Origin of the sequence: Streptomyces callyspongiae (assembly GCF_047200695.1) — a bacterium.
In the GTDB taxonomy this organism is placed as follows: Bacteria; Actinomycetota; Actinomycetes; order Streptomycetales; family Streptomycetaceae; genus Streptomyces.
The window spans coordinates 326,793-351,770 of record NZ_JBJZOM010000001.1 but is presented as its reverse complement, the minus strand read 5'-3'; the positions used below and the strand labels follow the sequence as shown (position 1 = coordinate 351,770).

The window sequence follows — 24,978 nt, the reverse complement described above, 5'->3', positions numbered from 1 at the left end:
CGGATTCCGCAGGGGGCCTTCGACCTGTGCGCGCTCGGCAGGATTCGAACCTGCAACCTTCTGATCCGTAGTCAGATGCTCTATCCGTTAAGCTACGAGCGCTTGACTCCCGCCCTGATCTCTGCCCGGGGCGGCGTTGCGGGAACAACATTACATGACCGCCGCCCAGAGGCGAAATCCGTTCCCGCTGCCCCCTCGAAACCCGCCGTGACCTGCACAGAAGGCCAGAAGAACACAGAAGCCCCGACCGTCGGCCGGGGCTTCGCACGATCATGGGTGATCGAGCGGAGGCTGAGGGATTTGAACCCTCGATGGGCGGTAAAACCCAAACCGCATTAGCAGTGCGGCGCCATAGACCAGACTAGGCGAAGCCTCCAGACACACCTGCCGCCCGCTCACAGCGGGCGAGGTATGCGTGCCGATGATGGCACAGGCTGCGCCGTCGCCACCAATCGGTCCCTACAGTACTAGCCCGCCGCGCCACCGGGCAAAGATTCCGCGCAGGTCGAGGCGCGGCGCATGCCGCCACGCGGGGGAGGTGGCGCCGCGCGGCGCCAGGTATCGCAGCGAAACGGGAAGAGACCGACACGGCAGTCGCAGTCGACCTCCGGGAGTCACCATGCCCCGCACCACCCTGCTCGCGGCCCGCACCGCGGGCGTCGCCCTCGCCGGCCTGGCCACCGCACTGACAGCCCCGGCCCTTCCCGTCCATGCCGTGGGCGGCCCCTCGGACCAGTACCCGGCGGCCGCCGTCCCGCCCGCGAAGACGGACTACCTGAGCATCTCGGTGACCCGTTCCGGCGATCCGCAGCAGAACCGGACATACTCGCTGTTCTGCCATCCCGCCGGTGGCACCCACCCGCAGCCCGAGCGGGCCTGCGCCGTCCTCGACTCCGCCGACCTGGGCACCTCCCCCCAGGAGGACGGCGGTGCCGTGCCGACCGATCGCACCCGCCACGCGCCGTACGGGGGGCCGTTCGGCCCGGTCCCCGAGAACGCGCTGTGCACGATGGTGGACGGCGGCCCGGCCACCGCCCGCATCAGGGGCGTCTGGCGGGGAAGACCGGTGGATGCCCGGTTCGACCGCAGCAACGGGTGCGAGATGTCCCGCTGGGATCGACTGGTGCCCGCGCTCCCCGCGCTGAAAGGACCTCACACCCGCTCTCAACTGCGGTGATGTCCCGGCAGGTTGAGCGGGCGCACACGTTTCCCCCTCGTCGCCGTCGCGCAACCGCCGCTTCCCGGCTCGTTGCTCCCCGTAGACTCGTGGGCTAGTGACGTCCCGGCGGGCGTTGGGCAGACTGGCCCTCGTGGTCGGCCGGGCCCGGCCCCCGGTACCAGCGGCAACAGGGAGGAAGCACCGTCGTGAGCAGCAGGCCACCCCGAGGCGCTGCTCGTCTCGCCGCCATACTCGACGCACTGCCGGATGCACTGCTCCTGGTGAACTGCAACGGCACCGTCGTCAACGCCAACGCGATAGCGCTGGAGGCCCTAGAAGCCCCCGGAACCGCACTGGTGGGCCGAGGGCTGCTCGACCTCCTGCCGGAGTTCGACCCGAACCGGATCCCCGGATCCATGCGGCGGCCGGACGAGGACGAGGTCGAGGCCCGGACGAAGCCGACACGGATGACCGCACGCCGCACGGACGGCAGCGAGTTCCCGGTCGAGGTGACCAGCGCCAGTCTCGAGGACGGGCGCACCCCGTACGCGTCGTCCTTCGAGGCCGCCTGGGCGGACCACGGGACGGGCTCCGGCACCGCCCGGTACACCGGCGACGAGTTGCTGATGCTGGTCGTCCGCGACCTCACCGGCACCCTGGACACCGAGGCCGAACTGGCACGGCAGCAGCGGCAGACCGAAATGATCCTCCGCGCCGCCTCCGAAGGCGTGGTGGGCGTCGACACCGAGGGCCGCGTCGTCCTGGTCAACCCGTCGGCGGCACAGATACTCGGCTTCCGCGCCGGCGACCTCGGCGGCAAGGAGCTGCACCCGCTGGTGCACCATTCCCGCCCGGACGGCTCCGCGCTGCCGTTCGAGGAGACGCCGCTGCACGACACGCTCCGCTCCGGCCGCAAGCACCGCGTCCGCGCCGGGCAGGTGCTGTGGGCGAAGGACGGGACGGCCGTACCGGTCGCCATGACCACGGCCCCCGTACGGGACGGTGACCAGCTGGTCGGCGCGGTGCTGACCTTCACCGATCGCCGCCCGTACGTGACGCTGCGGGAGCGGCACGAACAGCTACGGGCCGTGCTGGACGACGCGCTGCGCGGCCCGCTGGACCAGTTCCGCGACGAACTGGGCGGGCTGGCCGCCGACCCCGCGGGCCAGCTGTGGCCCGAGGCCAACCAGATCCTGCACCACCTCTCCGCGGGGTACGCGCGGATGACGACGCTGGTCGACAACGTGCTGGCCTTCCAGCGTCTGCAGACCGGCAAGGAGAAGCTGCGCACGGAACGGGTGTCGCTGGACAACGTGGTCGCGGCCGGTGTCGAGGGCGCGGTCGAGCTGATCGGGCCGGGCCGGGCGCAGTTCGCGGTGCACGCACCGCCGATCGAGGCCGAGGTGGACCCGGAGCGGCTGGCGACCGCGCTCGCCCATCTGATCGCGGACGTGGGCGGCGTCGACGCGACGGGCGCACAGAACTCGGCGGCGGCCGGAGGCGACTCGACCATCGTGGTGGCCGCCGCGCAGCGCGGTGAGGTCGTCCGCATCGAGGTGCGCGGCCCGCACTCGGGCGGCAGCCCCGTGCACGAACCCGTCGTCCGGGGGATCGTGGAGCGGCACGGCGGTGTGCTGCAGACCCACGACGTGCCCGGTTCGGGTGGCAGTGCGTACGTGCTGGAGGTGCCCTGCGCGGCGAGCGCCGGCACGCGGGACGCTTCGGCGTCCGCGGACGCCGGTACCGACGGGGCCGGCACGGCTGCTTCCGGCGGCCCGGACGGCTCGGGCGGGCTGGACACGGCCGGGGCGCAGGTCGACAACGAGACCACGGTGATGCCGGTGCCGACGCAGCCCATGCGCGGCACGGGCGCGCCGCCCGCGGCTGCCGTGCCGGCGGCGCGGCAGCCGGAGGACGGCGCATCGGTCGCGGGCGGGCAGCCGTCCGCCGCGGGCGGGACGGCCGGTGCGGAGCAGCAGGGGGCCAGGCCCACGGGGCGCAGGCGTCGCGGGCGTCCCGACCCGGCGGAGCAGTCGGCGGGGAGCGCGGGTACCGCCGAGGGGAAAGCCCCGGGCACGGCTCTGGCACTGCCGGGTGGCAGCCAGGACGCGCAGCCTGCCGAGCACCGCGAGCGGGAGGCGTGGGGCGGCTCGCAGACCACGGGCAGGCGCGCCCGGCGGGCGCTGGCCGCTCCGTCGGGGACGGGCGACGGCGGACCGCCGAACGGTCCGACCACGCAGGGGCAGGGCGCTCCGGCGCTGCCGCGGGCCGCCGCCGGACCGGTCGAGCCGGCGCGGCAGCACCGGCAGAACCAGCAGAACCGCCAGGCGCAGCAGGCTCCCCAGGTTCCGCAGGCCCCCGGGCCCGGACAGCCCGGTACCGAGGCGCAGCACGGTGGCGGGCCGCTGCCGCAGCAGGTCCCTCCGGGTACCGGTCGCCGCGGCCGACGTCCGCAGGAGGCCTCGGCCCAGGAGGTGCCCGGGGGCGCGTCCGGGCCCCCGGGGCAGGAGCCGCAGCAGCCGGCGGAGCACGCCGCAGCGCCCGCTCCCGGCGGTCGGCGTGCCCGGCGACTCGCGGCCGCGCAGGCGCGCGCCGATGAGCAGGCGGCGGGCCGGGCCCCGTCCCAGGAGCCGTTCGCACTGCCGCCCGCCGAGGTGGACCGCTCGGGCGATCCGAGGACCGCCCGGCAGTCGGCGCCGCCGGCGGGGCAGGCCGCACCGAACGGGCAGGCACCGGCCGCTCCGGGCGAGGTGCCGGCGGGCAGCGACCAGGTGCGGGTTGCCGCGAGTCCGATACTGGGCGGTGGTCACCTCCCGGAACAGGCCGCGCGGCACGGCGACCGGCCGGCGCTGCCGATGCCGAACGGCCACGGCGGGTCGTACGGCGGTGAGCAGGACGGCACGGGCGGCATCAGTGTGAGGACCCTGGGCCAGGGCGTGCCGTTCGCGCGCCGGGTCGCCGAGCAGGGGCAGGGGCAGGGACACCGGCAGGGGCACGCGCCGGGGCAAGAACAGCGGCAGGGTTCCGGTGTTGCCGACGCCCCGCCGTCGGCCGCGCCGTCGATACCGTCCACCCCGTCGTCGCCCGCTCCGCAGCCCGGCTCCGGCCGTCGCCGGAAGCTGGCCACTCCTGGGGGCGAGCAGCCGGCGGCTCCGGCGCAGGGTGCGGGCCCCGCACCGGCGGCACCTCCACCCCAGCCGCAGGGTCCCGGCCGCCAGTTCGCCGTGGGTGCTCCCGAGGCAGGGGCGGCAGAGGGGCCGGAGCTGCTGGACGGTCCGAACGGCGCGGTGGAGGTCACCGACGGCGGCGGCATGCCGGCGCAGTCGCGGCCGGCGGACGACGAGCTGCCTCCCGAGCCGCTGGACAATCCGCGTCGGCTGTTGGTGTGGCCGGAGCCCGACGTGTCCACGCAGCAGGCGCTGTCCGAGCGGGGCTACCGCCCGGTGATCGTCAACTCGCGCGAGGAGGTCGACGCGCAGATCGCGGCCTATCCGGCCGCCCTGTTCGTCGACCCGCTGACGGGCCCCATCACGCGCAAGGCGCTCCAGTCGCTGCGGCAGGCCGCCGTCGCCGCCGAGGTTCCCGTCCTGGTCACGGCCGGTCTGGGTCAGGCGTCGCGGGAGGCGGCGTACGGCGCCGACCCTGCCGTGCTGCTGAAGGCGCTGGCGCCGCGGGACAGTGAGCAGCACCCGCCGCGGGTGCTGCTGGTGGAGGAGAAGGAGGCCGTCGCGGCCGCGTTCTGCCAGTCGCTGGAGCGGCGCGGGGTGCAGGTCGCGCACGCGCCCACCGACACGGACGCCGTGCACACCGCGGCGCAGTTCATGCCGAACCTGGTGGTGATGGACCTGATGCAGGTGCGGCGCCGCCGGGCGGGGATCATCGACCTGCTGCGGGTGAACGGGGTCCTGCACCGCACTCCGTTCGTCGTCTACACCTCCTCGGGCATCGACGAGCAGGGGCTCGCGCAGCTCGCGTCGGGCGAGAACGTGCTGTTCCTCGCGGAGCGTTCGACGAACGACGAGGTGCAGGCGCGCATCGTGGACCTGCTCGCCAAGATCGGGGCGCACTGAGCGCGTCCGCCCGTGCCGCGCGGAAGGTGCCCGTCGGGCGGGCCCGGGTCTTCCCCGGCCCGCCGCCGTCGTGCGGGCGCGTCGTGTCAGAGCCGGGTGACGTCCAGGTCCCCGGCCGCGTACTGCGCGCGCAGCACCTTCTTGTCGAACTTGCCCACGCTGGTCTTGGGCACTTCGGCGATGCGCGTCCACCGCTCGGGCAGCTGCCAGTGCGCGATCCGTTCGCCGAGGAAGTCCCGCAGTTCCTCGTAGTCCGCCTCGGCGCCCGGGGCCGGGACGACGGCGGCGAGCGGCCGCTCGCCCCACCGTTCGTCGGGCACCGCGACGACGGCGGCCTCCGCGACGGCCTCGTGAGCCATCAGGTGGTTCTCGAGCTCGACGGAGGAGATCCACTCGCCGCCTGACTTGATGACGTCCTTGGAGCGGTCGGTGAGCGTGAGGTAGCCGTCCGGGGTGATGACGCCGACGTCGCCGGTGCGCAGCCAGCCGTCGGGGCTGAACTTGTCCGCCGGGCGGATGGGGTCTTCGCCGGCACCGCCGTAGTAGGCGCCTGCGATCCAGGGCCCCCGTACCTCCAGCTCGCCGGCGGATGCGCCGTCCCAGGGCTGCACCTCGCCGTCCGGTCCGACGAGCCGTGCCTCGACGGAGGCCGGGAAGCGGCCCTGCGAGACGCGGTAGGGCCACTCCTCCTCCGCGGTGAGGCCGCCGGGCGGGTGGGCGAGCGTGCCCAGTGGTGAGGTCTCGGTCATGCCCCAGGCGTGGCAGACGCGGATGCCGTGGTCGTCCTCGAAGGCCCGCATCATCGCGGGCGGGCAGGCGGAGCCGCCGATGGTGACGGTGGCGAGGGAGGAGATGTCGCGGGGCTTGTCGGCGAGTTCGGCCAGCAGCCCCTGCCAGATGGTCGGTACGGCCGCGGCGTGCGTGGGGCGGACCGTCTCGATCATCTCCGCGAGCGGGCCGGGTTGCAGGAAGCGGTCGGGCATGAGGAGGTCGACGCCCGTCATGAACACCGCGTGCGGCAGCCCCCAGGCGTTCACGTGGAACATCGGCACCACGGGCAGCGTGGTGTCGGCGTCGGTCAGGCCCATCGACTCGGCCAGGTTGACCTGCATGGCGTGCAGATAGATCGAACGGTGGGAGAAGACGACGCCCTTGGGGTCGCCGGTGGTGCCGGAGGTGTAGCACATGGCGGCGGCCTCGCGCTCGTCCAGCTCGGGCCAGTCGTAGGCTGTCGGCTTCCGGGCGATCAGGTCCTCGTAGGCGTGGACGGCGGGGCGGCAGCCCTCCAGCACCGAGGTGTCACCGGAACCGACGACGATCACGTGCTCGATGCTCTCCAGGCGGGGCAGGAGGGGGGCGAGCAGCGGCAGCAGGGTGCCGTCGACGAGGACGACACGGTCGGCGGCGTGTCCGACGATCCAGACCAACTGGTCCGCGGGGAGGCGGAGGTTGAGCGTGTGCAGCACCGCACCCATGCAGGGGGCGGCGAAGTACGCCTCGAGGTGCTCCGCGTTGTTCCACATGAGTGTCGCCACGCGATCCCCGCGCTCGATCCCCAGATCGTCGTGCAGCGCGTGCGCCAGTTGTGCGCTGCGCCTCCCGATCTCGGCGAAGCTGCGCCGTCGCGGGCCTCCTTCACCCGTCCAGGTGATGACCTGGGACCTGCCGTGGACGGTCGCGCCGTGCTCGAGGATCCGCGTGACGGTCAACGGAACGTCCTGCATGGTGCTCAGCACAGGTTCCTCCCCAGTTACGGGTGGGTAATGGTGCTGAGATTGTGGACACATACCGTTCGGTATGTCACTACCCGTGCGGGCGCGCCCCGGCCGCGTACGGGCCGTCGGCGGCGGAGTCGTCACGCTGCGGGGGCCGTCTGCTCCCGCAGGTCTGCCGCGAGCTGCGGGTCGTCCCGGAGCTTGCCGACGGCGCGCGACACCGCGCTCTTCACGGTCCCCACCGACACCCCGAGCACGCGGGCGGTCTGCACCTCGCTCAGGTCCTCGTAGAAGCGCAGGACGACCATGGCGCGCTGCCGGGTGGGCAGCGCGCACACCGCACGCCACATGGCGTCCCGCACGGCCTGCTGTTCGGCCGGGTCGGGGCCGGGGAGGGGTTCCGGCTCGGGCAGCTCGCCGACCGCGAACTCGTCGACCCGGCGCCGGCGCCACTGGGACGTGCGGGTGTTGACCAGGGCGCGGCGGACGTACCCGTCCAGTGCGCGGTGGTCCTGGATGCGGTCCCAGGCCAGGTAGGTCTTGGTGAGCGCGGTCTGCAGCAGGTCCTCGGCGTCGCACGGGTCCGGGGTGAGCGACCGTGCGGTGCGCAGCAGGGCCGGCCCGCGGTGCCGCACGTACGACGTGAAGGTGGGCGGCTCCGTCGTGGCGGCGGCTCCGGGGCGACGCGTGCCGCGAACGGTCCCAGGCGTGGTCATGCCTCAACGCTAGGAGAACGCGCCGCGTCGGGGATCGCCCGGAAGTCCCGAAGGGCCGTCCGCCTCAGGGTGGAGGAGGGGGCGCGGGCCGACCTCCTGCGGGTGGAGGCGCACCACCTGCGGACTCCGGTGCCGCTCGGGGTTCCGTCTCGGGGTCGGGCGGGCGGTCGGGGCGGCTGCGGCCGCCCCGACCCTACGCGATCTTGGCGACGGGTGCGTCCATCCAGTTGCGGTCGATGGTGATCCGGTGGCCGCCGTGCGTCTCGGTGACGTTGCCGCGGTACTGGTGGATGCGGCGGTGCGGCTGCCAGTCGCCGGGGTTCAGGACCGGCTCGTCCCGCACGTCGGGGGCGGTGTTCCAGCGGGCGAACCACAGGATTTCGGGCAGGTTCCGGCGGCCCCCGTTCCGTGCCTGCTGCATGTGGGCCACCCCGGAGCCGGCGCTGCTGTAGAAGCCGGGGAGGTAGCCGAGCCGGCGCACTTCGCGGTTCCACGCCTGCACGAAGCGCAGCGTGTTCCGCGCGCAGCGGGTGTTGTCCTGGTCGTAGGCCTCCATGTCGAGGTAGAGGGGGCTGCCGGGCTGCATGCCCAGGTCCTGTGCGCTGCGCACGGCGTCGCGTCCCTCCGAGGCGCCCTGTTCCTCCGCGCGCCACGGGTCGAGAGCGTAGGAGCGCTTGCGGTCGGAGTGGACACAGGGGGACTGGGAGCCCACGTAGAGGGGGAGCAGGTACCAGCCCATCGCGGTGACGCTCCGCACCCACCCGGGCGTCAGGTGCTGCTGGTCGGGGCAGGCCCGGCCCCGACCGCCGATGTAGACGCCGACGGCACGGTAGGGGGAGGCGGTCCAGGCCTCCATGGTGCGCGTCGAGGGTGCCTGGCAGGTGTCGAAGGCGCGGCCGGTGAAGACGGCCGCGTCGCGGGCGGGGTCGGTGTCCGCGTGGGCGGGGCCCGCGGGCGCCACGGCGAAGAGGGAGGCGTACGCGGACACCAGCACGACGATGCGTCGGATCATGTGATTTTTCTGCCGCATGTGCCGAGTGAACGGGGAGAGCGCGCCCGCGAGGGAACCGACATGCCGGACGTGGCTCCGGCACGCGGCAGGCTTCATCCGAACGCAGCAACACCGCGCCGACTGCGGCCCGCGAATCCGTCCCCCGCGGCCCGCGGCCCGTCACACCGGCCGCGCGGGCCCGGCGCGCGCCCTGCCGCCACCGTCGACGAACAGGACGGCGGCAGCACACCCCGCCGCCACCACCAGCGCGGCCGTCACCCCCAGGCGCAGCAGCAACGTGCCGGCCACGGCGCCGCAGAAAATGCTCAACACCGCCGTCAGGTACCGCCGACGATGCGTGCGGCCGGCACGTGCGTCGCCCCGCACCTCCCCGGAACCGCCCGGCGGAGTACCGAACAGCAGCGCCAGCGAGGTGGTGATGAGGATCGTCGACAGACCGGGCACCCCCACCCGGTGCGTCGTCGCCGTCCGCGCCCCCATCGCGAGCGCGAGCATCACCACCACACCGTAGTGACGCAGCCCCAGCTCCCCCGGCGGCCGCGCCGTCAGCCCCCACCCCGCGGCCGCCGCCGCGGCCAGCACGACCGTCTCGGCACCGATCGTGATCCGGAACCAGTCCCGGCCCCGCGCCAGAAGCCGCACGATCGCATGGTGCCCGGCCGCCAGCCCGACCACGAACGACCCCAGCGCGGCGACCGTGTTGCTCACCCCCAACTGCGGCTCGCCCGCGACGGCGAGACCGAGGAACAGCACGTTCCCGGTCGCCAGCGCACAGAACACGTGACCCAGCGCGATGAACCCGACCGCGTCGACCATGCCCGAACTGAACGTCAGCACCAGCAGCCCGGCCACCCGACGCGAGGAAGGCACCTCCGCCACCGCATCCGCCTCCCTGCCTCGCCGAGCCTCTCCCCCCGTGCAACGGCGAACCCGGGCGAGGAGTTACCGCAGCCGCACCGACAGACAGGTCACGCAGCCCTCCAGCTTCTCGAACTCCCCGATGTCCACCGGCACCGGCTCGTAGCCCAGCTCCGCGAACATCTCCGCCGTACGCGGCGCGCTCGCCGCCACGAGCAGCCGCCCTCCGCCGAGCAGCACCACGTGCGCGCCCTCGGGCTCCGGCACCTGGGCGAAACGCGGAAAGACCTCCGGCGCGTCCACGGCGTCCGGATGCCCGATCACCGTGCCGTCCGGCAGCGCCGTCACCGCGGACTTCAGGTGCAGCACCCGGCGCACCGGCACGGGGACGACGTCCGCTCCCCCAGGACCGAACGCCTCCCGCAGCTGCCGCACCCCCTCCTCGTTCGTCCGACCGCCCGAGCCGACGTACACGGTGTCGCCCACCTTCAGCACGTCACCGCCGTCCAGCGTGCCCGGGGCCGTGACGTGCCGGACCTCGTACCCCAGCCCCGCCACCACGGGCTCCACCCCGGCCGGCTCGCTCCGCCGCTCCGCCGCACCCGGCCGCGCCAGCAGCGCCACCCCCCGGTGGACGACCACCGCGTCCTCGACGAACACACTGTCCGGCGCGCCCTCCTCCTCAGGGACCTCGACCGGCTCCCAGCCGTGCCGCGCGAGCGCGTCGACGTACCCCTCCCACTGCGACAGCGCCCGCGCCGCGTCCACGGGCCGCCGCTCCACGTGCGTGACGATGCCCTCCGCCACCCTGCCGCCGGGGCGCCGCACCAGCGCCTTCCTGCCCTCCACCCGGACCTCCCGGTTCACGGTTCGGTGATGCCTGCGCACCGAACGCTACGAACCGGACCCGCACCTGGCCAGACCGCTCACGAACCGGCCCGGCGGAACACCGCACTACCATGCCGAGGTATGACGACGACCGCCCGCAGACAGGACGGCTACGAGATGTCCACCGCGGTGGACCGTCTCGACACCGCCCTGATCCACCACTGGCTCTCGACCGACGCGTTCTGGGCACTGAACCGCAGCCGCGACACGGTCGAGCGGTCCGTCCGGTCGTCCCTCAACTTCGGCGTCTACCACCCCGACGGGCACCAGGTCGCCTACGCCCGCGTCGTGACCGACCGTGCGACCTTCGCCTGGCTCTGCGACGTGTACGTCTCCCCCGAGCACCGCGGGCGCGGCCTCGGCACCTGGATCGCCACCAGCGTCCGCGACCACCTCGCCCCGTACGACCTCAAGCGGGTGCTGCTCGCCACTCTCGACGCCCACGAGGTCTACGCCAAGGCCGGCTTCGTACCCGTCCCGGACCCCGAACGGCTCATGATCCTCCGCCCGGAGGAGTGACGCACAGCCGTCACGGCCGCAGCCGCGGAAGCCGCACCCCATACCGGACACGAGGTGTCCGGTATCGCTGTCACCGTCGAGCGGGCATCCGACAGAGAGGTGACGCGATCATGAGCGGAACGAGCGGAACGAGCGGACTGAACGGCAGAGTGGCGCTGGTCGCCGGCGCGACGCGCGGCGCGGGCCGTGCCATGGCCGTCGAACTGGGGCGGGCCGGCGCCACCGTGTACGCCACCGGTCGCACGACACGCGGACGGACCAGCGAGACCGGCAGGGCGACCGAGACCGTCGAGGAGACCGCGGAACTGGTGTCCGCGGCGGGCGGGCACGGGATCGCCGTCCCGGCCGACCACCTGGTACCGGAGGAGGTGCGGGACCTCACCGAACGCATCGACCGCGACCACGGCCGCCTCGACGTCCTCGTCAACGACATCTGGGGCGGCGACCACCTCGTCCAGTGGGACAGGAAGATGTGGGAGCACGACCTGGCCGACGGGCTGCGCATCCTGCGCCTCGGCATCGAGACGCACATCATCACCAGCCGGTACGCCCTCCCGCTGCTGATCCGGGAACCCGGCGGGCTGCTGGTGGAGGTCACCGACGGCACCGAGGAGTACAACCGGCGCTACCGGGCCCCCTTCTACTACGACCTCGCCAAGGCCGCCCCACTGCGGATGACCCGCGGACTGGCCGAGGAGCTCGCACCGTACGGGGCGACCACCGTCTGCGTGACTCCCGGGTGGCTGCGCTCGGAAACGATGCTCGACACCCACTTCCGGGTCACCGAGGAAAACTGGCAGCAGGGCTGCGCACAGGACCCGCACTTCGCGATCTCGGAGTCGCCGACCTTCCTCGGGCGCGGCGTCGCCGCGCTGGCGGCCGACCCGGAGCGTGCCCGCTTCCACGGCGCCTCGCTCTCCAGCACCGGACTGGCACGGGAGTACGGCCTGACGGACACGGACGGCTCCCGGCCCGACTGCTGGCGGTACCTCGTCGAGGTGGTGGAGAAGGACGGGCCCGCGGACGCCTCCGGATACCGGTGACCGCGGCGGTTCAGCCGACAGCGGCCCCCGTGCTGCCGGAAGTCCCGCTGCTCCCGACAGCGCCGGTGTCGTCGGCGGCGTAGCAGGACGCCATCCGCCGGACCGCCTCCCCGAACCGGCGCCGCAGCTCCGCCGGGCCGAGCACCTCGCACTCCGGCCCCAGGGCCAGGAGCTGGGAGAACGCCACGTCCAGGTCCTCCACGGGCAGGGTCACCGTCAGGCGGCCCTGCCCGTCCCGTTCTCCGCACCCGACCGCATCCTCCGCCGCCGCACGGTCCGTCACGTGACGAAGCCGCCGCGCGCCCGCCTCGGTCAGCCGCAGCCGCACCCGGTCCCGGAGGAGCGAGCGGGCGAACGCGGTGGCCCGCTCGGACCAGAACTCCGGCAGCACGAATTCACCGTCCCGCACGAAGACTTCACCGGTCCCCTCGACCGCCGTGAACCGGTCCGCCCGGTACACGCGGAAACCGGGGGCAGCACCTGCCGCACCACCGTCCGCCCCGTCACCGTCGGCCACGCGCGCGGCGAGGTACCAGACCCCGGCCTTGAGTACGAGCCCGTGCGGGTCCAGGCGCCGCGCCACCACGCCCGCCGTGCGCCGGTACCGCACGCCGACCCGGCGGTCGTTCCACACGGCGTCGGCCAGCACCGGCAGCAGCCGAGGCGTCTCCGGCTCGCGCCACCAACCGGGCGCATCGAGATGGAAGCGCTGCGCCACGCTCTGCTGTGCGTCCGAGAGATCCGGCCGGAGCGCGGCCGAGACCTTCAACCGCGCCGCGGAACCGACCTCCTCCAGCCCCATCCCGCGGAGCGCGGACGGCACGCCGGAGAGGAACAACGCCTCCGCCTCGGTGCGTTCCAGGCCGGTCAGCCGCGTCCGGTAGCCGCCGACCAGTCGGTAGCCGCCCGTACGGCCGCGGTCCGCGTACACCGGAACCCCGGCCTCGGACAGCGCCAGGACGTCGCGGGAGACCGTCCGCTCGGACACCTCCAGCTCGGACGCCAACTCGGCAGCCGTCATCCCGCTCCGGCTCTGGAGCAGCAGCACCATCCTGATCAGTCGTGCGGCACGCATGACCGCAGTCTGCCGCCGCCCACGGACACCCGGCCCGCCACCCGCATGGCCTCGGGCATTCCGGCGCCGCTGCGGCTGCGGCGGCGCGCCTCTCCCGTACCGTCCTCCGCGCTCTGATATCCCACTCGTGGTCTTCACGGTCCGGGCACCGGGGAGCGTCCCTGCATTCGACACCGCGCCGCCACGCCGGCGCGGACGCGAGAGCCGAGGAACACCATGGGCTGGAAACTCACACGCCGCGCGGCGGCGTCCGCGACCCTCGCCGCCGCCGTCGCCGTCGTTCCACTGACCCTGCCGCAGAAGGGCGCCGGAACACCGTCGGCGAGTGCCTCCTCGTGGGAGACCGTGGCGGCGCAGCGACCCGCCGGGGACGAGCCGCCACCGCCCCGCCTGCCGCGCAACTTCCGCGGAAAGGGGAAGTGGATCGTCCGGGACCTGGGCATCACCGTCCCGTTCCGCTGGCAGGGCCGGAACGGCGACAGCCAAATGATCGCGGGAGGGCCGCAGTACCCGATCTGGTTCACGAACCTGATCCACCGCGGCTCGCTCTACACGCTGACGTACAAGTGGCCCGGCCTGACCGAGCACTCCTGCTCGCGCATTCCCGGATTCGACCTGCGGCAGCTGAACGAGATCCTCGCGTCCGGACGGTTCGTCGGAAAGGAGACCCTGGAGCGGGGCCGCCCGCGCCGCGTGAACCACTGGCGGGTCGGCATCGTCGTACCCGAGCGTCCACCGGGCAACTTCCTGCGGTTCCCGCTCGCCCTCGGCGACATCTACGTCGACCGGAACGATCCGGGGACGTTCTGGCAGGTTCTGCAGTTCGGTGTCCAGAACCTCTACGACCCGGAACTGGACGAGTGGCTGGTAATGGACACGTTCACGCACAAGACCGGAAAGGTCACCCTGCCGCCGCAGTGCGCCCGGGCGTGACCGAGCGGCGGCCGTCGCCCCGTCACCATGCTTCGACGACCGGCGCGCCGGGTTCGTACCGCTGCCAGGCGTCGTCGAGGCGCGCGAGCCGGCCCGCGGCGGCGATGCCGCGCACGACAGCGACCCTGCCGTCGCCCACGTCGAACATCACGGCACCCACCACCCGTCCGCCGACCACGGCGAGGACAGCCGGAGAGCCGTTGACCGGCGCGATGTGCAGCGCGGGGGTGCCGCCGGCCAGCCGACGCTTGGCCGGAGTGGGCGTGAAGCCGGCCCGCACGAAGGTGGCGACCCGCTCGCGCGTCCCGTACCGCAGCAGCCCCCTGGCCCGTCCGGCGCCGTCCGAGACCGCGGTGGCGTCGGCGGTGAGCATCTCCACCAGCCGGTCGGTGCGCCCCGAGACGGCGGCGGCGAGGAACTCCTCGACGACCCGGCGCGCGGACGCGGGGTCCACGTCACCGCCGCCGCGGCGCTCGGCGGCGACCCGGCGCCGGGCGCGGTGGACGTGCTGCTGACTCGCCGCCTCGGTGATGTCGAGGATCCCGGCGATCTCTGCGTGGGGGTAGGAGAAGGCCTCGCGCAGCACGTAGGCGGCCCGTTCGACCGGCGACAGGCGCTCCATGAGCGTCAGCACGGCCAGGGACACCGAGGCGCGCTGCTCGACGGTCTCGGCAGGGCCGAGCATCGGGTCGCCGTCGAGGAGCGGCTCGGGAAGCCAGTCCCCGACGGCGCGCTCGTGCCGGGCCTGCGCCGAACGGAGCCGGTCGAGGCAGAGGTTGGTGACGACTTTCGTCAGCCACGCCTCCGGTACCTCGATGCGTTCCCGGTCCGCGGCCTGCCAGCGCAGGAACGCGTCCTGCACGGCGTCCTCGGCGTCGGCCGCCGAGCCGAGCAGACGGTAGGCGAGCGAGGCCAGCCGGTTCCGTCCGGCCTCGAACCGTTCGACGGCTGCGCTGTCCATGCCCTGCACCCTAGGCGGAGGCCCGCGCACCGGCCCGGTCGCGCGCGGTGGTCAGGCGGCGCCTGCGCTTGGGCAGGCCGAAGGTCGGATGGGTGATGCCCCATCCGGCCCCGGTGAGCACGCCCGCCTTGAGCCACGCCGCCGTTCGGCCGCCCAGGTACCACGAGACCGACCGGACGTCGCCGTCCACCCTCTGGATGATGGCGTCGCACCGCCCCAGACTGATGTGGTTCCCGTGGTACTTCAGGCCCGCTTCCGGGACCTCGCTGCCCGTCAGGCGCGCGACGATCGCGGCCGTCGCCTGCATGGTGGTCATACCGGCCGAGGCGCAGGACATCGGCAGCGGCCGGCCGTTACCGCCGATCGCATAGGCGCTGTCGCCGGCGGCGTAGACGTCCGGGTGCGAGACCGAGCGCATGCTGCGGTCCACGGCGATCTGGCCGGTCGCGGCGACGTCGAGGCCGCTCGCGGCCGCGATGGGGTGCACGGCGAACCCTGCCGCCCACACCGTCACGTCGGCCGGGAGGGCCGTCCCGTCGGCGGCGAGCACCCGTGCCGGCTCGACGGCTTCGATGCGGGTGTGCGCGTGGACGGCGATACCGAACCGGTCGAAGGCCCGGTGCAGATGCCGGCGCGCCCTCGGGGAGAGCCAGGCACCCGGTTCGCCGCGGGCGGCGAGCGCGACCGAGAGGTCGGGCCGCGATTCGGCGAACTCGGTGGCGGCCTCGATACCCGTCAGGCCCTCGCCGACGACCAGCACCCGGCCACCCGCACCCAGACCGGCCAGGCGCTCGCGCAGGCGCAGCGCCGAGGACAGGCCGGTCACATCGAAAGCGTGCTCGGCGACGCCGGGGACGCCGTGCTGTGCCACGGAGCTGCCGAGGGCGTAGAGGAGGGTGTCGTACGCGAGCTCGTCGTCGCCGTCCACGCCGGTGACGGCGACGATCCGGCGTTCCGGGTCCACGCCGGTGACGCGCGCGAGCCGCAGCCGCACCCCGGTACCCGCGAAGACGTCGGCGAGCTGGCGGAACGCGAGGTCCTGGCCGATCGCGAGCTGGTGGAGCCGCATCCGCTCGACGAATTCGGGCGCGGCGTTGACGACGGTGATCTCGGTGTCGGCGGGGGAGAGCCGGCGCGCCAGGCTTCCGGCGGCGAAGGCGCCGGCGTATCCGGCGCCGAGGACGACGATGCGATGCTTCATGGCGGTGCTCCCGTCTCGTTCGCGTGCCCCTTGAACGAGACGGCGCCCCGATTACTGACAGGGGCCGGATGTGACCTGGGTCACTGCGCCTGTCGCGGAGGTGGGAGGTGCACGGGCCTGCCCGCATGCCACGGTCCGCTATCCGTTCGTCGCACCGAACCGCCTCGCGGAGCACGTGATCGAGGACGTGCGGGCCTGCTTGAGCACAGCACCTGCCTTCACCTGCGCGTCCTCGCGCAGGGGGTGGTTCGGGCAGGAGGTGGTGTGGCTGGCCCCCGAGCCTGACGCGCCCTTCCGTGCGCTCACGAAGCAGGTGGCACGGCAGTTCCCCGAGTGCCCGCCGTACCGGGGGAAAGTGCTCGACCCAGCCCCGCATCTCACAGTGGGCAGTGCGCACCTGGCAGATCTTGCCGGAAATGCGGGAGGCAGCTGCCGAGCTGCAGGCGCACCTGCCGATCCGTTCCCGGGGCGACCGCGTTCACCTGATGGTCGGCAGCGACACTCCAGGTTCTTGGCACACGGCGAGGGAGTTCGTACTGCCGTCCGCCTGAAAGCGGTGCCCCACGTACCGGCTCCGACAGCGCGACCCAGGTGCGCTCCCCGGCCCACGACCACAGGTCCAGCCCACCTCGACCGGCCTCTGCATCGGGCATGGCCGCAGCGCCAGTCCAGGGTGCTAGTACTCCAGCTGTAGATCGTGATCTTGCTGGTCGGGGGCGGTCTGGGTACGCGTACGGCCACCAGTGATCATCGGTGTGTGAAGACAGAAGAACAGCTGGTGGCCGCACGTTCGAGCTCTTGATGGACCGGATCGCTCCCGGTTCGCCCGGGTTGAACCACGCAGGCACGCCCGGGAGTTCGTGTCCGGTCTGCTCGCGGGCCTGCCCCGCAAGAACTGCTGGACGCTCGCCGAGCACGCCGGCCACGCGACGCCGGACAGCCTGCAACACCTGCTGTCCAGGGCGAAGTGGGACGCGGACGCCGTCCGGGACGACCTGCGAGACTTCGTCATCGACCACCTCGGCGCCGACGACGTGGTCCTGGTCGTCGACGAGACCGGGTGATCTGAAGAAGGGCACCCACACCGTCGGTGTCCAGCGTCAGGACACCGGGACCGCCGAACGTATCGAGAACTGCCAGGTCGCCGTCTACCTCGCCTACTCCACCCAGCGCGGACACGCGGCGATCGACCGGGACCTCTACATCCCCCGCTCCTGGACCGATGACCCCGACCGTTGCGCGGCGGCCGGTATCCCCGACACCGTTTCCTTCGCCACGAAACCCCAGCTCGCCACCCGCATGATCCACCGGGCCCTGGACGCCGGCATCACCGCGACCTGGGTCACTGGAGACGAGGCCTACGACGGCAACACCCACCTGCGTGACGTGCTCGAAGAACGCGGGCAGAACTACGTCCTGGCGGTGGCCCGAGACCACCACATCACGACCCCGGCAGGCCAGATCCGGGCCGACGCCCTGGTCAAGAAACTTCCGAAGCGGGCGTGGCAGAAGCTCTCAGCCGGACCGGGCGCCAAGGGCCTGGCCAGCCTGGATAACGCAAGATCGAGGTTAAACGTCAAGCTAAGGTGACGACTGATATGCCATCAGCTCAGTAGGCAATGGGGGCCCAGTGAGTAGCTACAGCGACGATCAGGCCAGCGGCTGGGAACGTGATGTCAGCGAGATCAGCGGTATACCCGTCGGAACCGCCGAGTTCGAAGAGAGCTACGGCAGCCTCCTCGGCCGAAGGTGGGAAATCGGTCGAAAGCCGCAGTCAGAGGCTGACTGGCTGACTGAGTACAAGCTGGTCAAGGAGACCATCGCGGCCGTAGTGCGCGGCAGTTCTCAGGAGAAGGAACGAGGCCAGAGCTTCCAGCTCGGCAAGCGGCCAGAGACCCCCGAAGAAGTCGAAGCCGAGAAGCAGCTGCGCGACACGGAGCGTCGTTGGGAAGTCGAGCTCGAAGATCGTAAGCACCGTGCCGACCTAGAGTCTGATGATCGTAAGCACCGTGCCGACCTAGCCTCGAACCAGGCGATGCTCCTCCGGCGCGCGGAAGGCATACGCGGGTGGGCGCTTGTCGCCGTGGTGATCACCATTGTCATCTCACCATGGGGCGCCATCTTCGCTGGCGTCCCCCCAGAGGAATTCGGGCTCTACATGATCCCCGTAACCGGAATCGCTGGAACGATCATTGGCTACTGGTTTGGTCAGGGAGGGCGCACAACAGCGCCCTCGCATTCCCTGATCCAGGCGTCCGGCAGCAACGCATCTGCGCATCAACCCGCACGGTGATGCTGCCTACTTATCCCGGGCCGTGGTGGGGCCGCCCAAGGACGGCCAACGGTGACAGATGACGACACCTGGCTGAGTGATCAGCGCAGGAGAACGGTGTGACGAGGCAGCACCACAGGAGGCAGACTCGGATCACGACTTCCAGGACAAGAAGCAACACAGGTACCGAAATCAAGGGCAAGGCCCAGAACTGGCAGTGCTCCGGAGGTCGTGCCACTTCCGTGCCAGATCGAGCGGGGAGCCACGGGGATGCGCGGAGGCTCGCGGGCACGAGACACGACAACGGCCCCTGACCGTTCTCGCTGGTCAGAGGCCGTTGATCTGCGGAGGCGGTGGGATTTGAACCCACGGTGACATCGCTGCCACGACGGTTTTCAAGACCGTTCCCTTAGGCCGCTCGGGCACACCTCCCGGTGCCGCCGTCCGTCGGACGGCGGCACCGGGACAGCGTATCCGTTCGCGCCGCTCCGCGCGGGAACGGGTGCGGGGGGACGTGCGGTCAGCCGTCGCCCTTGCGGGCGCCGAGGGTGATGTCGGTGGTCTGCCGTTCGCCGTTGCGGACGTAGCTGATCTTGACGGTCTCGCCGGGCTTGTGAGCCCAGATGGACGCGATCAGCGTCGGGCTGCTGTCGATCGTCGAGCCGTCGAACTCGACGATGCGGTCGCCGGGTTTGAGGCCGGCCTTGTCGGCCGGGCCGCCGGGGGCCACGGGTTCGCCGTCGCTGACCCGCTCCGCGATGACCGCGCCGTTGCCCTGCTGTCCTGTGGAGACACGGACGCCGATCACCGGGTACACCGGCACGCCGGTCTCGATCAGCTGCTTGGCCACGCGCTCGGCCTGGTTGATCGGGATGGCGAAGCCGAGGCCGATGCTGCCCGCCTGGCCGCCGCCGAGACCGCCGCCTCCGCCGGACTGGATGGCGGAGTTGACGCCGATCACCGCGCCCTTGCCGTCGAGCAGCGGGCCTCCGGAGTTTCCGGGGTTGATGGAGGCGTCGGTCTGCAGCGCGTTCATGTAGGACGCCTCGCTGCCCTGCCCGTCGCTGGAGGCGACGGGACGGTTCTTCGCACTGATGATCCCGGTCGTCACGGTGCCGGACAGGCCGAACGGCGCCCCGATGGCGATGGTGCTGTCGCCGATCTGCATGTTCGCGGAGTCGCCGAGCGGGAGGGGCTTGAGCTCGCGCCCGCTGGTGTCCACGAGTTTGATGACGGCGATGTCGTACCCCTGGGCGCGGCCGACGATCTCCGCGTCGTAGCTCTTGCCGTCGGAGAAGGTGGCGGTGAGGCGGCCTCCGCTGGCAGCGCTGGCGACGACGTGGTTGTTGGTGAGGATGTGGCCTTCCTTGTCGAAGACGAAGCCGGTGCCGGTGCCGCCTTCGCCGCCGCCGGACGTCTCGATGGTCACGACGCTGGGCAGCGCCTTCGCCGCGATGCCCGCGATGGATTCGGGGCTGCGGCTGGAGGACCCGCCGTCCGCGGAAACCGTGGTGGACGAGGAGGAGGTGACGCCGTTCGTGCCCTGTGCTGCCCAGTAGCCGACGCCTCCTCCGACGCCGCCGGCGACGAGTGCCGCCGCGAGGACGGCTGCCACGACGCCACCGGTGCGGCGCTTGGCTCCGGGCGGCGGGGGCGGTACGGGCGGTGCACCCCAGGGGCTCTGCGGCCCGCCCGGGCTGCCCGGCCCTCCGTGTCCCGTGGGGCCGCCGTGTCCTCCGGGGCCGCCCGGGCTTCCCGGGCCGTACGGCGTGCCGTACCCGCCGGGCGGCGGGGGCGGCGGGGCTCCGGCGTCGCCGTGCGCGCCGGTGCCGCCCGGGCCGGCCTCGCCCGTGGGCGAGGGGTGCCCGGCGGGTGCCGCCGGGCGCTGCGCGGGCAGTGCACCGGGGGCGGCGGATTCCGGTGCGTCCTTCGCGCCGGGCACGACGGGCGGCAGTTGGGTGGTGGCGGTGTCGGTTCCGCCGGCCGAGGGGCCCGGCCCCCCGGGTACAGGGTCGTCGGGGTCGATGCGCGGCAGCCGCGTCGTGTGCTCGGTGTCCGTGGCCGCTGCCGGCCCGCCCTGTGCGGCGGCCGGTGCGGGGGAGGTCTCCGCGGCGGGCGCCTGCGTGCGCTCCGGTCGGGCGAGGGGGAAGTCCTCTTCCTCCGACGGGTTCGGGACCGCGGGAGGTGCCGAGGGTTCCGGCGGGCTTCCGACCGGGGCGCCGGGCGCGGCCGCGTCCTGCGCGGGGGAGGGCCCCGCCGCTGGTGTGCCGGCGGCAGCGCCTTCGTTCTCGGTGCTCACAGCTCTCTCCTCAGGTACACGACATCGCCGGGGTGCACGTTCCTGTTCTCCGGTATCCCGGACAGCATCGCCCATGGCTCGTCAACAGGACGTAAATCGCCGTACCCGCCTCGGGCCGCTTTCTTTACAGCGGACAAAGTGGACCCTCCCGGGGTGCCGCGACCGCCGCCCGCGTGCGAGGCGGTGGCACGATAACCCGGTGAGCCATGAGATCCGCCGCGGGGCACGGCCCTTGGCAGCACGCTCGCCAGACCGTATCGCGGTCGTCGCCCACCGCGGTTCGTCGGAGGATGCGCCGGAGCACACGCTGACCGCCTACCGCAAGGCGATCGAGGACGGGGCCGACGCGCTGGAGTGCGACGTCCGGCTCACCGCGGACGGTCATCTGGTCTGCGTGCACGACCGCAGGATCGACCGCACGTCCGACGGCCGCGGGGCGGTGTCGCGGCTGGAGTTGGCCGACCTGGCGGAGCTGGACTTCGGCTCCTGGAAGGTGCGGCGCGGCGAGGCGCGCGCCGGGGAGGAGCCCGGTACGGACGCGTTCGAGTCGCCGGACACCGAGAACGGCCCGGACCGCACCTCGGTGCTCACCCTGGACCGGCTGCTGCGCCTGGTGGCGGAGGCCGAGCGGCCGGTGGGGCTGGCGATCGAGACGAAGCATCCGAGTCGCTGGGCGGGTCAGGTGGAGGAGCGGCTGCTGGAGCTGCTGTCCGCCCACCGGCTCGACTCCCCCGTACGCGTGATGAGTTTCTCGACGCGTTCGCTCCAGCGGGTGCGCCTCGAGGCTCCCGGCATGCCGACCGTGCAGCTGATGCAGCTGCTCCGGCCGCGGTTGCGCGACGGGCGGCTGCCCGCCGGTGTGCGCATCGCGGGCCCCAGCCTGCGCCTGCTGCGTGCCCACCCGGAGTACGTGCGGCGTGCCCACGGGGCGGGCCACGAGGTGCACGTGTGGACGGTCGACGCTCCCGACGACGTCGAGTGGTGCGCGCGGCTCGGCGTGGACGCGCTGATCACCAACCGGCCCCGGAGGGTGCGGGAGCAGCTGGCCGCGCTGGCCTGAACCGGGCCGGCGCGGCGGCCGGATGTCGGCACCCGCTGTGCACCGGCGCGTTCGGGGCGTAGGGGATCGCCACAAAATCGTCAAGAGAGGTGGAACGTCCGGTTTCCTGCTGTGACGGCATGGGCATCCATCCTTCTGGCATGGCAGAGGAGGTCTCGGGGGTGGCGTTGGTGGTGGCACAGGAGGTGCCTACTTCGTCGACCATGGCCGTGCCGCACGGTCCGGTCGGTGTGGGGCCGGCTCGGCGCCGCATGCGCACGGAGTTGCGCGCGTGCGGGACGCCGGAGGGGCTGGTCGACGATGCCGTTCTGGTGCTCTCGGAGTTGCTCAGCAACGCCTCCCGGCATGCGCGTCCGCTCAGTGTCGGTACGCGGGGGAGTTTCGTGCACGCGGCGTGGACCTGCACGGACGAGGGCGAGGTGACGATCGCCGTGACGGACGGCGGCGGTTCCACGCAGCCGTGCACCGCGAACCCCTCCGTCACCGCACGCGGGGGCCGCGGGCTGGCGATCATCACGTCGCTGACGGAGGAGTGGGGCGTGGAGCAGCACGTGACGGCTGCCGGCGGGGCGGCGCAGCGCGCGGGGCAGGTCGGGGACGGGCAGGTCGAGGGCGGCGAGGCCGTGGTGGGGGTGACCGTCTGGGCGGTGCTTGCGCCCGGCGGGGGCGGTTTCTCGGGTGCCCTGGCCGGGTTGGACATCGCGGAGTCGGTGCCCGGTGCGCTGGACGGGGAGGGTGCCGACGGGTTCGGGCACTGAGGCTCGGGGCGTCCGGTTCCGTGGGCGTGACACCTCTTCGCCGGAGGGCGGCGCTGAGGTGTTGAGCCGATAGGCTCGCGGCGGAAGCATTCTGACCGCTCAGCCGTCCGCAGACCGGGAGTACCGCACGCCATGGCCAAGAAGCGCCGTCCCCAGAGAGAAGCCCGGACACCGCAGCGCGCCGACGGGGAGATTCCCGTCGTGGGTGCCCGGGAGCCGTGCCCGTGCGGCTCGGGCCGCCGATACAAGGCGTGCCACGGGCGGGCCGCCGCGCACGCCGCCGCCGAGTTGGTGCAGCGCCCGTTCGAGGGTCTGCCCGGCGAGGCGGACTGGGTCGCGCTGCGGGAGCTTGTTCCCGCGGCGACGGCCGAACTGACGTTGAAGGGCGGTCTGCCGGAGGGTGTTCCGTCGGTGCGGCTGGCGACGGTGCTGCCGATGGCCTGGCCCGCGTTGCGGCGTGATGACGGCCGGGTGCTGCTGGGGCTGCAGAACGACACCGCGTCGGGCGATCTGAGCCGCGACCTGGCGGACGTGCTGCAGCGGGCGCTGGAGGCGGAGCCGGGTACGCCGGTTGGTGCGGGTCGTGCCGCGCCGGACGGTCCGCGGCTGCAGGATCTGCTGGACGACGAGGCGCCGTTCGCTCCGCAGGTGCACGACGGTTTCGAGTTCTGGCTGGAGGACGCGGAGCAGGCGGCGGGCGAGGTGGCGGCGTCGCTGGAGCGTGCGAACGCGGCGGCGATCCCGACTGCGCGGCTGTCGTCGGTCGAGGGCGCCTACTGGTGCGAGACGCCGGAGAAGAACCATCTGCGCTGGGTGATGGCGCATCCGGAGGAGAAGTTGCTCGACGCGCTGGCGCGGCTGCATGCGGCGGGTTCGTCCTCGCTGGGTGAAGGGACGCGCCTGGTGGGCTCGTTCCGGGCGCACGGCCTCACCGTCCCGGTGTGGGACCTGCCGAGTTCCATGACGGCGGAGGACTGCGAGAAGCCGGCGGAGGTGTTCGCCGAGCGGCTGGCGCAGGCGTTGACGTCGTCCGAGCCGCTGACGCCGCAGGAGCGGCGGGCGCGCAGCGGACTCACCAACCGCCAGGTGACGTTGAGCTGAGACGGCGCGTCACGGCACGCCGCCGTGGCGGGTACCGGCGAGTAAATTCTTGCGGGGATTTCGGGCGTTCGAATTTGCGAACGCCCGATCTCTTGTTACGGTTCTAAGTGCCCGGTCGCTGGTGCATCCCCCGTCGCCAGCGACCGGGTTTTCGTGTGTCCGGAGGTGGTGTGCCGTTCGGCGCTTTTCCGTCGCCCGCGGGATCCGTCAGCCGCAGCTCCGTCACCGGGAGGCCCAGTAAGTATCCGCCCGTTGCCGTGAATCCTCCGCCGGGCACCGCGCGGTTCAGTACGCCAGCCGGCTGCCGCTGTCGGGAGCGTCCACGCTGGCCTCGATGAGGGTTTCCAGCAGGTCCTCCATGCGGGGAAGCCAGGGCGTTCCCTGCTCGGCGTCGTCCTGGGGAGGGCGTTCCCAGCGCACGCCGCCGGTGACCACCGGGCTGGGAGGCAGTACGACGTAGCCGCCGTCGCCGTGGAAGCGCAGTGAACTGGGCACCCTGTCCTGGGCGTAGAGGATCTCGCCGAGTTCGGCCAGCTCGTACGGCTCCACGAGCAGTGCGTAGCGGGTGGGGGTGGCGACGACCGGGCCGAGGCGGACGCCGAGTCGGTCGAAGCGGGCCAGGGCGCTCGCGCCCGCGGTGGCGGGCACGCTCAGCGCACAGGGGGCGCGGCGGCCGTCGACGGCGGTGCCGGTCGCCAGGAGGAGCGAGGCGTCGGGGCGCCGGGTCCACCACCAGCGGACCATGCGTGCGTCGGTGGTCGCGGCGAGGAGTACGGGGTCGAGCGGGTGGGCTCCGGGCACCACGCACTCCGGGTCGGCGCAGGAGCAGGAGAGGTGCGGGGAGCCGTCGCCGGAGCGGACGGACGCGCCGGGGAGCACCGGCCAGCGCCGGTGCGTGGCACAGGTGAGCGCCGCGTTCCGCAGCGTCGACCGGGTCATGCGTCGCCTTCCGAGGATCTCGCGCATGAGCGCTCGTTCCTTTCCGTAAACGCCGATTCTGTCGATTCGGAGATCGTCCGGCCCCTGACACGCGCGGTGCCGGCAACACTTGCGCTCCTGCGCGGTGCGCAGGCGGTGGGACTGCTGCTGCGGCGACACTGGATCACATCGCCGGTCGAGCGTGGTACCTGGCGGGGGGTGGCGCGCACGAGCGCGTTCCACTTCAGTGCTGCCCGTTGCTTCTTCGATGGGGCTCGATGGGGCAAGGCCGTCGCGCTGGGTGTGACGCGCGGGCTCCCTCTCGGGTTCCGTACCCGCAACGGCCGGGGTGACTCTCCGCCCGGGCCTGTTCGTCGCCCGATGTGGCTGGGCTTCGACCGTGGCCGGGTTGTCCTACTG

The 24,978-nt window shown here is 72.7% G+C and carries 21 protein-coding genes, 3 tRNA genes and 1 pseudogene; 11 read left to right on the top strand and 14 right to left on the bottom strand.

Annotated elements, in window-relative coordinates; genetic code table 11:
* Positions 1 to 29 precede the first annotated feature (29 nt).
* Positions 30 to 102 (bottom strand) — tRNA-Arg (locus tag ACL06G_RS01720).
* A gap of 183 nt (positions 103 to 285) precedes the next feature.
* Positions 286 to 376, bottom strand: a tRNA-Ser gene (locus ACL06G_RS01715).
* Positions 377 to 619: 243 nt separating this feature from the next.
* Here ACL06G_RS01715 and ACL06G_RS01710 point away from each other — a divergent pair.
* Both ACL06G_RS01710 and ACL06G_RS01705 read left to right on the top strand, forming a co-directional pair.
* On the top strand, positions 620 to 1,177 hold the full coding sequence (locus ACL06G_RS01710) for an SSI family serine proteinase inhibitor (protein ID WP_412787968.1): 558 nt from the start codon (positions 620 to 622) through the stop codon (positions 1,175 to 1,177).
* Between the two features lie 188 nt (positions 1,178 to 1,365).
* The gene (locus ACL06G_RS01705; RefSeq protein WP_412835237.1) at positions 1,366 to 5,229 is read left to right on the top strand and encodes a PAS domain-containing protein; all 3,864 of its coding nucleotides are present in this window, start codon (positions 1,366 to 1,368) and stop codon (positions 5,227 to 5,229) included.
* An 86-nt stretch (positions 5,230 to 5,315) separates the two neighbouring features.
* On the opposite strand, the gene ACL06G_RS01700 is transcribed toward ACL06G_RS01705, so the two are convergent.
* From ACL06G_RS01700 to ddaH, 5 genes are all read right to left on the bottom strand, one after another.
* The gene (locus ACL06G_RS01700) at positions 5,316 to 6,965 is read right to left on the bottom strand and encodes a long-chain fatty acid--CoA ligase (RefSeq protein WP_412835236.1); all 1,650 of its coding nucleotides are present in this window, start codon (positions 6,963 to 6,965) and stop codon (positions 5,316 to 5,318) included.
* 119 nt (positions 6,966 to 7,084) lie between these two features.
* Positions 7,085 to 7,660 carry a SigE family RNA polymerase sigma factor gene (locus tag ACL06G_RS01695; RefSeq protein ID WP_412787965.1) on the bottom strand — a complete coding sequence of 192 codons (576 nt, stop codon included), beginning with the start codon at positions 7,658 to 7,660 and terminating at the stop codon, positions 7,085 to 7,087.
* 193 nt (positions 7,661 to 7,853) lie between these two features.
* On the bottom strand, positions 7,854 to 8,672 hold the full coding sequence (locus ACL06G_RS01690; protein ID WP_412787964.1) for a DUF1906 domain-containing protein: 819 nt from the start codon (positions 8,670 to 8,672) through the stop codon (positions 7,854 to 7,856).
* Between the two features lie 159 nt (positions 8,673 to 8,831).
* Positions 8,832 to 9,551 carry a YoaK family protein gene (locus ACL06G_RS01685; protein WP_412835235.1) on the bottom strand — a complete coding sequence of 240 codons (720 nt, stop codon included), beginning with the start codon at positions 9,549 to 9,551 and terminating at the stop codon, positions 8,832 to 8,834.
* A 63-nt stretch (positions 9,552 to 9,614) separates the two neighbouring features.
* Positions 9,615 to 10,379: a dimethylargininase gene (ddaH, locus tag ACL06G_RS01680; protein WP_412835247.1), complete on the bottom strand. Its 765-nt coding sequence runs from the start codon at positions 10,377 to 10,379 to the stop codon at positions 9,615 to 9,617.
* Positions 10,380 to 10,499: 120 nt separating this feature from the next.
* On the opposite strand from ddaH, the gene ACL06G_RS01675 reads away from it, so the two are divergent.
* Together ACL06G_RS01675 and ACL06G_RS01670 are read left to right on the top strand one after the other, a co-directional pair.
* The gene (locus ACL06G_RS01675) at positions 10,500 to 10,937 is read left to right on the top strand and encodes a GNAT family N-acetyltransferase (RefSeq protein ID WP_412787961.1); all 438 of its coding nucleotides are present in this window, start codon (positions 10,500 to 10,502) and stop codon (positions 10,935 to 10,937) included.
* A gap of 110 nt (positions 10,938 to 11,047) precedes the next feature.
* Positions 11,048 to 11,980, top strand: a complete 933-nt coding sequence (locus ACL06G_RS01670; protein ID WP_412835234.1) for an SDR family oxidoreductase — start codon at positions 11,048 to 11,050, stop codon at positions 11,978 to 11,980.
* A 10-nt stretch (positions 11,981 to 11,990) separates the two neighbouring features.
* Here ACL06G_RS01670 and ACL06G_RS01665 read toward each other — a convergent pair whose 3' ends face one another.
* Together ACL06G_RS01665 and ACL06G_RS01660 are read right to left on the bottom strand one after the other, a co-directional pair.
* Positions 11,991 to 13,055, bottom strand: a complete 1,065-nt coding sequence (locus tag ACL06G_RS01665; protein WP_412787959.1) for a helix-turn-helix transcriptional regulator — start codon at positions 13,053 to 13,055, stop codon at positions 11,991 to 11,993.
* Positions 13,037 to 13,180 carry a hypothetical protein gene (locus ACL06G_RS01660; protein ID WP_412835233.1) on the bottom strand — a complete coding sequence of 48 codons (144 nt, stop codon included), beginning with the start codon at positions 13,178 to 13,180 and terminating at the stop codon, positions 13,037 to 13,039. Before ACL06G_RS01660 ends, ACL06G_RS01665 begins: the two co-directional genes overlap by 19 nt.
* A gap of 91 nt (positions 13,181 to 13,271) precedes the next feature.
* Between ACL06G_RS01660 and ACL06G_RS01655 the strand changes: the two genes are divergently transcribed.
* The gene (locus ACL06G_RS01655) at positions 13,272 to 13,988 is read left to right on the top strand and encodes a hypothetical protein (protein WP_412835232.1); all 717 of its coding nucleotides are present in this window, start codon (positions 13,272 to 13,274) and stop codon (positions 13,986 to 13,988) included.
* Positions 13,989 to 14,010: 22 nt separating this feature from the next.
* On the opposite strand, the gene ACL06G_RS01650 is transcribed toward ACL06G_RS01655, so the two are convergent.
* Positions 14,011 to 14,949, bottom strand: a complete 939-nt coding sequence (locus ACL06G_RS01650) for a sigma-70 family RNA polymerase sigma factor (RefSeq protein ID WP_412787957.1) — start codon at positions 14,947 to 14,949, stop codon at positions 14,011 to 14,013.
* Between the two features lie 10 nt (positions 14,950 to 14,959).
* On the bottom strand, positions 14,960 to 16,150 hold the full coding sequence (locus ACL06G_RS01645; RefSeq protein ID WP_412835231.1) for an NAD(P)/FAD-dependent oxidoreductase: 1,191 nt from the start codon (positions 16,148 to 16,150) through the stop codon (positions 14,960 to 14,962).
* Positions 16,151 to 16,220: 70 nt separating this feature from the next.
* On the opposite strand from ACL06G_RS01645, the gene ACL06G_RS01640 reads away from it, so the two are divergent.
* From ACL06G_RS01640 to ACL06G_RS01630, 3 genes and pseudogenes are all read left to right on the top strand, one after another.
* Positions 16,221 to 16,844, top strand: a complete 624-nt coding sequence (locus ACL06G_RS01640) for a 2'-5' RNA ligase family protein (protein WP_412835230.1) — start codon at positions 16,221 to 16,223, stop codon at positions 16,842 to 16,844.
* 166 nt (positions 16,845 to 17,010) lie between these two features.
* Positions 17,011 to 17,689, top strand: a pseudogene (locus ACL06G_RS01635) (IS701 family transposase); the annotation flags it as partial.
* A 91-nt stretch (positions 17,690 to 17,780) separates the two neighbouring features.
* Positions 17,781 to 18,443 (top strand): hypothetical protein, encoded by a 663-nt coding sequence (locus ACL06G_RS01630; protein WP_412835229.1) that lies wholly within the window; start codon positions 17,781 to 17,783, stop codon positions 18,441 to 18,443.
* A gap of 324 nt (positions 18,444 to 18,767) precedes the next feature.
* Here ACL06G_RS01630 and ACL06G_RS01625 read toward each other — a convergent pair.
* Together ACL06G_RS01625 and ACL06G_RS01620 are read right to left on the bottom strand one after the other, a co-directional pair.
* Positions 18,768 to 18,854, bottom strand: a tRNA-Ser gene (locus ACL06G_RS01625).
* 88 nt (positions 18,855 to 18,942) lie between these two features.
* Complete coding sequence (locus ACL06G_RS01620) at positions 18,943 to 20,721, bottom strand: S1C family serine protease (protein ID WP_412787783.1); 1,779 nt, start codon at positions 20,719 to 20,721, stop codon at positions 18,943 to 18,945.
* 199 nt (positions 20,722 to 20,920) lie between these two features.
* On the opposite strand from ACL06G_RS01620, the gene ACL06G_RS01615 reads away from it, so the two are divergent.
* From ACL06G_RS01615 to ACL06G_RS01605, 3 genes are all read left to right on the top strand, one after another.
* Positions 20,921 to 21,781: a glycerophosphodiester phosphodiesterase gene (locus ACL06G_RS01615; protein WP_412787782.1), complete on the top strand. Its 861-nt coding sequence runs from the start codon at positions 20,921 to 20,923 to the stop codon at positions 21,779 to 21,781.
* Positions 21,782 to 21,921: 140 nt separating this feature from the next.
* A complete protein-coding gene (locus ACL06G_RS01610; RefSeq protein ID WP_412787781.1) occupies positions 21,922 to 22,539 on the top strand; it encodes an ATP-binding protein in 618 nt (205 codons plus the stop codon).
* A 132-nt stretch (positions 22,540 to 22,671) separates the two neighbouring features.
* Positions 22,672 to 23,640, top strand: a complete 969-nt coding sequence (locus tag ACL06G_RS01605) for a DUF5926 family protein (protein ID WP_412787780.1) — start codon at positions 22,672 to 22,674, stop codon at positions 23,638 to 23,640.
* A 285-nt stretch (positions 23,641 to 23,925) separates the two neighbouring features.
* Here the strand turns inward: ACL06G_RS01605 and ACL06G_RS01600 are convergent, their stop codons facing one another.
* On the bottom strand, positions 23,926 to 24,606 hold the full coding sequence (locus ACL06G_RS01600; RefSeq protein WP_412787779.1) for a bifunctional DNA primase/polymerase: 681 nt from the start codon (positions 24,604 to 24,606) through the stop codon (positions 23,926 to 23,928).
* Between the last annotated feature and the right edge of the window lie 372 nt (positions 24,607 to 24,978).